Consider the following 8,421-nt stretch of genomic DNA (forward strand, 5'->3'; position numbering starts at 1 on the left):
AGCAGGCGGCGTTGTCGGCGGGTTGGCAGGGCGATACCGGGATGAGTTATCAGGCCTGGCAGGCCCAGTGGAATCAGGCCATGGAGCAGTTGGTGCTGGCGTATCGCGCGATGGCCGGCACGCATGAGAACAACACCACCTCGATGCTGGCCCGCGACCAAGCCGAAGGCGCCAAATGGGGCGGCTGACCCTCGCAACCTGCGCCCTCGAAACTGCTTAGCGGTTAATCGTTCTTTCACGGCTCCCAGCAAGTTTTGTGCCTCGGCGCGCCGGTCGGGCCGCCTGGTACGGCGCCTGCTTATTCCGGCGAATCGCCAGCACCACCGCCGATACCGGCGCATACCCAGCAGAGGCTTGCTAAATTAGGGCAGCCTTCCCTATCCTTAGTCCGTTAGGGGGGTGACGGCGGCGAAGTGGCGAGGCCTTCGGCAACTCCCCGTCTTCTCGATTGGTCGGGCAGTGTTCGACGAAAGGGGCCTCGCCGGTGGGCGAGTGTGTGGCAGTGACGCAGGCCGTTCCTAACGGTGCGGCTGTTGCCGGCCACGGTCAGACATGACTGCGCCGATCTGGATGGCGTCGCCACCGGAAGTGCATTCGGCATTGCTGAGCGCCGGTCCCGGACCCGGCTCCTTGCTGGCGACCGCCGCTGCGTGGAATTCGCTGAGCGTTGAATACACTTCGGCCGCAGACGAACTGACTGCGGTTTTGGCGGCGGTTCGGTCGGGCGCGTGGGAGGGGCCCAGCGCGGAGTCGTATGCGGCAGCACATTCGCCGTATCTGGCGTGGCTGACGGTAGCTAGCGCCAACAGCGCAGCGGCGGGGGCCCAACATGAAACCGCGGCCGCCGCATACACCGCCGCGCTGGCGGCCATGCCCACGCTACCTGAGCTGGCTACCAACCACGCGGTCCACGGTGTGCTTCTGGCAACGAATTTCTTTGGCATCAATACGATTCCGATCGCGCTCAACGAGGCCGACTATGTCCGGATGTGGATCCAGGCCGCCACCACGATGAGCACCTATCAAGCAGTCTCGAGCGCCGCCGTGGCGTCGTCGCCGCAAACCCAGCCGGCGCCGACAGTGCTGAACCCGGCGTCCAGTTACGGCGACTCGGTCTCCAACGCCATCCAAGCGATCGAGCAGCTTCTCCATGACGCGTCCACACTGAACCTGTCCGACCTGGAGTCGTCGTTCGTGAACTTGATCCAAAACTTCAGTTTCCCGGCCTTCCTGCAGGATCCGGTCGGGTACACCCAAACGATCGTCGAGGCTTTCGTGGCGAAGTTCCCCGTGTTGTCAGACCTTTACTTCGGGTTCGGGGGTGACCACGTCTTTGAGTTCCTAGCCAATCCGGTCGGGTTCGTCGAGAACATCATCAACAAGGTCCTTGCGGATCCGTTGACGATCCTGACGAACCCGTTTCTGGCAGTCCTCAGCCCCGACGATTATCCGGCCATCTTCTACCCGCTCATATCGCCGTTCATGCCGGCCGGGTTAGCGATCGCCCCGCTCGGGTCTGCGGGCGGTTTGGCCGGGCTGGCCGGCCTGGGCGCGTTGCCGCCAGCGGTTGACGCGCTGCCGCTGGTGGCCGCGCCCGATGTGCTACCGGTGGCAGGGACGGCGCCGATTGCCGTCACGTCTGGTGGCGGACCGGTGACCGCAGGACTTGCGCCGGCCACCGCGTCCGCGCCCGCTGCATCCGCGGTGACTACCGCGGCCGGTTCCGCACCGCCGCCGGCGCTGCCTCCCGCGGGCGGGACGGGTTTTGTGCCGCCCTATGTAATCGGCCCGCCGCCAATCGGATTCAACTCCGGAATGAGCAGTAGCGCTAGCGCCGCCGCCAAGAAGAAAGCGCCGGATCCCGATATTGCGACGGCGACAGCGGCAGCGGCCGCACGCGCCCAGCGACAGGCGCGGCGACGTCGGCGCACGATAATGCTCGACCACGGCGACGAATTCGCCGACATGAATATCGACGTGGACCCCGACTGGGGCGAGCCGGCGGATAACCAGCCGCTGGCATCGGACAACGGGGCGGGACCGTTGGGTTTTGCCGGCACCGTGCGCGGCGAGGCTGTGGCACAGGCCGCCGGGCTGGCCACGCTTGCCGGCGATGAATTCGGCGGCGGACCGACGGTGCCGATGATGCCGGGCAGTTGGGAGTCCGACGGGCACCCATGATGGCTCGCCGCCATCCACTAGGGCGCCAGGACGACAGATCCGACGGTCTTGCGGCCCTGCAGGTCGCGATGAGCTTGCGCGGCATCGGCCAGCGGATAGCGTTTGCTCACCGTCACGCTGATCGAACCCTCGGCGATCGCATCGAATAATTCCCCTGAGCGCCAAGTAAATTCGTTGCCGGTGCGGGTGAAGTGAGCCAGCGACGGACGGGTCAGGTACACCGAGCCGGCCGCATTGAGCCGCTGCGGGTCGATCGGCGGAACCGGGCCGCTGGCCGCGCCGAACAACGCCAACGTTCCCCGCACGGCCAGGCTGGCCAGGCTGGCGTCGAACGTACTGGCGCCGACACCGTCGTAGACCGCGGCCACACCCGCGCCGTCGGTCAGCTCGCGGATGCGCCTTCCGAATTCGTGCGCGTCGTCGCCCGGGTAGTCCAGCACATCGGTCGCGCCGGCCTGCCGCGACAGCTCGGCTTTGGCCGATGTCGACACCGTCGTGATCACCCGGACCCCCAGGCTGGTCGCCCACTGCGTCAAGATCAGCCCCACTCCGCCCGCTCCGGCGTGGACCAGCACCGCGTCGCCCGCCGTCACCGGATAGACCGACTTGAGCAGGTAATGCGCCGTCATCCCTTTCAACAGCGATGACGCGGCCACATCCAAATCAACCGCTGTCGGCACACGTGCAACCAAAAATGCTGGTGCGGTAGCGAATTCGGCGTACGCGCCAGAGGCTGCAGCGGTGGCCACCCGGTCGTCGACGTTGAGCGTCGTCACACCGTCGCCCACAGCGGCCACCGTCCCAGCCACTTCGGTGCCCAGCACGAACGGAACATCCCGCGGATACTGCCCGGAGCGAAAATAGGTGTCGATGAAATTGACGCCGACCGATTCGGATTTGATCAGCACCTCACCCGGACCAGGCGAGGGCTGCGGCTTCTCGACATAGCTGAGGACTTCCGGACCGCCGATTTCGGCGACTTCGATTGCGTGCATGCTGACTATCATCCGCAAGCATGGAGTCCGCATGAAGTTGGCCCGGCCCGACATTCGTCATCCGCGCATCGTGCTGGCCGGTTCAAAGGCCGGCGACGACGCCGGTCTGGTCGCCGCGCTGCGCAAGCGGGGTCTGCATGCCCGATGGCTGTGCTGGGATGACCCCGAAACGCTGGACGCCGATCTCGTGATCCTGCGGACGGCCACCGATTACACCGGCCGGCTCGACGAGTTTCTGGCCTGGACCAGGCGGGTGCCCAACCTGCTCAACGCGCCGGACGTGATCGCCTGGAATGCCGGGGCGCCTGTTCGCGCGTCAGCACGGAAGGACACGACGGCGCTGGTCTTCCTCGGCGGCGTGCAGTCGCACGCGTTCGCCGCGGAACGGCCGGTGGATGCCGATTTCGAATTGTGGGACGTCGGGTATGCGGCGCTGCGCGCGGCGGCCAACCATGCCGGCGTCCGAGCCGACGAGCTGCTCTACGCCCGCGTCGATGTCACCGCGGATGCCGAATTGGTCCGGCTGAATCTGGTTGCGCCGTCGCTGGGTTGGGGGCTGCTCGACGACACCGCGCGCGATGACGGGCAGCGGCAATTCGCGGTCTGCGTCGAATCAGCTCTCGATCGGCTGGGGCTGGGTCCGCTCTCGCATCGACGCCCATAGCGCGGCGGTGGCGGCTGTGCACGCCGCCGCGCCCGCGACATGTACCGCCACCAGCGCGGCGGGCACTCCGGTGAAGAACTGCACAGTGCCGACGGTGGCTTGAGCGAACAGCAGCAGGACCAATACGCCTAGTCGCAGCAGGATCGGGCGGGCTGCCCGCACCGCGAGCAACCCGAAGCCCAGGCCGACCACCAGCGCGAGATAGGCCACCAGCAGCGACGAATGGGCATGCACCAGCGTGGTGATCTGGATCCTCAGCCGCGGCACTGTCCGGTAGGGGCTGGTGTCGCCGGCGTGCGGGCCCGCCGCGGTGACCAGGGTGCCGGTCACCAGCACGGCAGCCAGCGTCACAGCGCTGAGCGCGGTGAGCCAGCGCAGCGGCGCGACCACCGTGCTGGTCGCCTCGGCGTTGTCGGGTTGACCGACCTTGACGTAGAGCAGCACTGCCAGCCATACCATCGCCATCGACGTCAGCAGATGGATCGCCACGGTCCACCACAGCAAGCCGGTCCGCACGGTGATGCCGCCGATCACCGCCTGCAGCACGGTCGAGGCCGGCATCAACCAGGCGTACACCAGCACTTCCGCGCGTCGCCGGGCCCGGCTGACCGCCAGCACAGCCAGGATCGCAGCGATGACCACCGCGAAAGTGATCATCCGGTTTCCGAATTCGACCGCCTGATGGATTCGAGGCACTTCGGGGTGGGCCACCGGTATGAAGCTGCCGGGAAAGCATTGCGGCCAGGTCGGACAACCCAACCCGGACGCGGTGACCCGGACAATCGCGCCGGTGACCGCGATACCGCCCTGGGTCAGGATGACGAACGCGGCGATGCCGCGCTGCGTGCGCACGCTAAGTTCAGGCAGCACGGGCATCGCCCGATCGTAGGACAACGAAAACTACGCCACGTAGTAGGGCGGCTGAGTCGCCGAGATTGCAACCACGCGCACCTTCGTCGGCGTGTCGTGTGCGCGGTTGCAGTGTCGCGAGCGGTCCGCCGCAAAATCAGGTGAACCGGAACCATCGCAGCGCGGCCAGCCCGGCCAGCCCGCCCCAGACGACAAGCACGGCGACGCCGAACCAGTCCGCCGAGACGCTCATCGCCTGCGACAGCGCCTCGGTCAGTGCCCCGGCCGGCGTGAGCCGCGCGGCCCATTTGACCGGGGCTGAGATCAGGTCGGTGTCCACGGTCAACGCGCCAAGCCCAGCGAAGACGAACCACAACAGGTTGGCCACCGCCAGCACGATCTCGGCGCGCAGCGTGCCGCCCAGTAGCAGACCCAGCGCGGCGAAGCCGGCGGTCCCCAGCGCGATGATCACCGCACCCAATATCAGGCCAGCCGGATGCGGACGCCAACCAAGCGCAAACCCGATGGCGCCCAAGATGATTGCTTGCAGGAATACGACGGTGACCACTGCCAGCGATTTGCCCGCGATGATGCCCCAGACCGGAAGCGCGGTAGCGCCGAGCCGTTTGAGCGCGCCGTAGCGGCGATCGAACGCCACCGCGATGGCCTGGCCGGTGAACGCCGTGGAGATCACCGCTAGCGCCATGATCACCGGCGTGAAGGTGCCGGCGCGGTTGGCGCCGAAGGATCCCAGCGGCAGCAACGTCAACCCAACCAACAGCGTGATCGGAATGAACATGGTCAGCAGCAGCTGTTCACCGTTGCGCAGCAGCAGCTTCAGCTCCAAACCGAACTGCGCGGCCAGCATCCGCGGCACCGCAGCGGGGCGCGGGTCAGGGCTGAAAATGCCTGCGGGAAAAACAGATTCGCTGGACGTCATGCGCGCAACTCCCGGCCGGTCAACTCCAAGAACACGTCTTCCAGGCTGCGCTGCTCCACACGCATGTCGGTGGCCAGCACGTCGATCTGGGCACACCATGCCGTTACGGTCGCCAGCACCTGCGGGTCCACCGGGCCTTCCACCAGATACTCACCCGGGGCCACCTCGGAGGCCCGGTAAGCCTCCGGCAAGGCAGAAACCAGAAGGAACAGGTCGAGCCGTGGCGGGGCGCTGAACCGAAGCTGGTCCTTGGCGCCGCTGCGGGTCAGCTCCGCCGGTGTTCCGGCCGCGACGGTCACCCCGTGATCGATGATGACCAGTCGGTCGGCGAGTTCCTCGGCCTCCTTGAGTTGGTGGGTGGTCAGCACCACGGTCACGCCGTCGCGGCGCAGCGCGTCGATCAGCTCCCACACCAATAGCCGGGCATGCGCGTCCATGCCCGCGGTGGGCTCGTCGAGGAAGACCAGTTCGGGTCGACCGACCAACGCGCAGGCCAGCGCGAGTCGCTGCTGCTGCCCACCGGAAAGCCGTCGGTAGGTGGTGCGCGCCGCCTCGGTCAGGCCGAGTGTGCTCAGCAGCCATTGCGGGTCCAGCGGGTCGGCGGCGTAGGAAGCCACCAGGTTGAGCATCTCGCCGGCCCGGGCCGCGGGATAGCCGCCGCCGCCCTGCAACATCACGCCGATGCGCGGTCGTAGCCGCGCGTTGTCGGCGATCGGGTCCAGGCCGAGCACCTCGATGGTGCCCGCATCGGGGCGGACGAACCCTTCGCACATCTCCACCGTCGTGGTCTTGCCGGCGCCATTCGGGCCCAGCAACGCCAACACCTCGGCGGGATCGACCTCGAGGTCGAGGTTGGAGACCGCCCTGGTAGCGGCCGTCCCCGAGCCATACGACTTGGACACCCCGCGCAACCGCACGGGGACTTGGACGGCCTGGCTCACGAGGACTTAGCGTATGCGCCGGGCACGGGGGCGGGCTGCGGGGTCTCGCTGCCGGGCAGCACATCCGGCGTCGACGTCTCGGGTGCTGGCTCGGCGTTCGGCAGCGGCCGCCACGGCAGGCGGGTATAGGTCGCCGCGATCAGCAGCGCCACGATGACGGTGCTGGCCACGGTCGCATCGATGATCTGAAACAGCGCAAAACGGTCGCCGTTGGCCGTCGGCCCGAAGACCCCGACGACGATCGTGACGGTGATCGCCGCTATCCGGAAGCCGGGCCGGGTCGCCCATGCGGCCATGGGGATGATGGCCCACAGCAAGTACCACGGCTGCACCACAGGAAACAGCAGCACCGTCCCGCCCAGCGCGACCCCGAGGCCGCCGACCGGGTGCAGTCGGCCACGCAACACCGCCATCAGCAGCCAACCCACCATCACCGCGATGATCAACACGCCGATGCCACGGGTCAGCGACAGCACGGCGGTGGTGTGATCGCCCAGGCCCAGCAGGATCCCCACCTGACCGGTACCCAGGGCGATCAGCGTCGGCGGTGACATCCAGCTGCGCACTACGTTGGCGGTGCCCAGCGTGTAGATCCAGCCGAAGCCGAGCCCGCTGGCCCAGCCGACCGCGGCCATCACCGCCAGCGTCAGCCCGGCCATCAGCCCGCCCGCCAACAGGAATGCCCGCAGGTTGGCGCCCCAGCGCCAGGCGAGCGCCATCGCGACGAAACCCAACGCCAGCAGCGACGGCAGCTTGATCTGCGAGGACAACGTGATCAGGATCGCGCCGGCCAGCAGCATGCCCAGCGGCGCCCAGTCCGGCCAGTGGGTGCGCAGGCTGGGCCAGGGCCGGGGCACCAGCGGTCGCGCGGAGTCGATTCCGCGGAGCGCGAACTCGGTGCCGGCCAGCATGAGCCCGAGCATCGGTGCTTCGTTGTGGATGCCGGCGACCAAATGCATGATCAGCAGCGGGTTGGCCGCCCCCAGCCACAGCGCGCTGACCTCGGCGACCCCGCAGCGGCGGGCCAGCCGCGGCGTCGCCCACACGATCAGGCCGACGCCGAGTAACACCACCAGCCGGTGGCACAGCACAGCGGCCACGATGTTTTCGCCGGTCAACGCCGAGATTCCGCGGCCAATCCACAAGAACAGCGGCCCGTAGGGCGCAGGGGTCTCCCGCCACAGGCTGGGCACCGACGACGTGAAGACGTGGTCGAGGCCCAAACCGGTCGCCGGACCGACGCGATAAGGGTCGAGACCCAGCCGGCAGATCTGGCTTTGCGCCAGATACGAGTAGACGTCTTTGCTGTACATCGGGGGTGCGATCAGCAGCGGCAGCACCCACAACAACAGCGTGCGGTCCAGATCGCCGCGAGACATGCGCCGTTGGCCCAGCGCAAAACGGCCCAGCATCAGCCAGGCAAGCGCCATCATGACCGCGCCGGTGGTGGTCATCGTCAGCGACACCGTCTGGATCCGCGACGGCAGGTTGAGCAGCCGAACCCCGAACGTGGGGTCCTGGACCACCGGCCGGGCGCCGGCCCCCAGCGCGCCGATGGCCATCAACACCGTGCCCGTGGCACCGAACACTCTGGTGCGACGCAGCGCGACCATCTCGGCGTCGTTGAGCGGCTGGCCTACCGGCACCTCGTCGCCGTGCAGGCGCGCAATCGACGAACTCAGCGGCTGGTGGCGGGCTGCCATCACAGCAGCGTAGCCGCCCGGGCGGTGACGCTGACCGCACCCGCTGGACCCGGGGCCGGAATTTTGTCACACTTGTGTTGTGAAATTCCGGTCGGACGTGAACGGCGCTGACGTTGCGTCCGCAGCTTCGACGCACGACGGCCAGACC

General features: G+C 67.7%; 8 protein-coding genes. 3 read left to right on the top strand and 5 right to left on the bottom strand.

The features are described 5' to 3' along the window. A partial coding sequence (locus WBF82_RS00165; protein ID WP_424381095.1) for a WXG100 family type VII secretion target occupies positions 1 to 188 on the top strand: 188 nt, incomplete at its 5' end. A gap of 364 nt (positions 189 to 552) precedes the next feature. Next, on the top strand, positions 553 to 2,181 hold the full coding sequence (locus WBF82_RS00170) for a PPE family protein (protein ID WP_424381096.1): 1,629 nt from the start codon (positions 553 to 555) through the stop codon (positions 2,179 to 2,181). A gap of 17 nt (positions 2,182 to 2,198) precedes the next feature. On the opposite strand, the gene WBF82_RS00175 is transcribed toward WBF82_RS00170, so the two are convergent. After that, the gene (locus WBF82_RS00175) at positions 2,199 to 3,176 is read right to left on the bottom strand and encodes a quinone oxidoreductase family protein (protein ID WP_424381097.1); all 978 of its coding nucleotides are present in this window, start codon (positions 3,174 to 3,176) and stop codon (positions 2,199 to 2,201) included. 31 nt (positions 3,177 to 3,207) lie between these two features. Here WBF82_RS00175 and WBF82_RS00180 point away from each other — a divergent pair, with 31 nt between their 5' ends. Further along, positions 3,208 to 3,840 (top strand): hypothetical protein, encoded by a 633-nt coding sequence (locus tag WBF82_RS00180; protein WP_424381102.1) that lies wholly within the window; start codon positions 3,208 to 3,210, stop codon positions 3,838 to 3,840. Here the strand turns inward: WBF82_RS00180 and WBF82_RS00185 are convergent. From WBF82_RS00185 to mptB, 4 genes are all read right to left on the bottom strand, one after another. After that, a complete protein-coding gene (locus tag WBF82_RS00185) occupies positions 3,790 to 4,734 on the bottom strand; it encodes a COX15/CtaA family protein (protein ID WP_424381098.1) in 945 nt (314 codons plus the stop codon). The two genes, WBF82_RS00180 and WBF82_RS00185, sit on opposite strands and share 51 nt — an antisense overlap. Before the next feature lie 112 nt (positions 4,735 to 4,846). Continuing rightward, on the bottom strand, positions 4,847 to 5,629 hold the full coding sequence (locus WBF82_RS00190) for an ABC transporter permease (protein WP_424381099.1): 783 nt from the start codon (positions 5,627 to 5,629) through the stop codon (positions 4,847 to 4,849). Beyond that, positions 5,626 to 6,570, bottom strand: a complete 945-nt coding sequence (locus tag WBF82_RS00195; protein ID WP_424381100.1) for an ABC transporter ATP-binding protein — start codon at positions 6,568 to 6,570, stop codon at positions 5,626 to 5,628. Before WBF82_RS00195 ends, WBF82_RS00190 begins: the two co-directional genes overlap by 4 nt. Next, complete coding sequence (gene mptB, locus WBF82_RS00200) at positions 6,567 to 8,273, bottom strand: polyprenol phosphomannose-dependent alpha 1,6 mannosyltransferase MptB (RefSeq protein WP_424381101.1); 1,707 nt, start codon at positions 8,271 to 8,273, stop codon at positions 6,567 to 6,569. Before mptB ends, WBF82_RS00195 begins: the two co-directional genes overlap by 4 nt. Between the last annotated feature and the right edge of the window lie 148 nt (positions 8,274 to 8,421).

Source organism: Mycobacterium sp., assembly GCF_049673265.1.
Lineage (GTDB): Bacteria > Actinomycetota > Actinomycetes > Mycobacteriales > Mycobacteriaceae > Mycobacterium.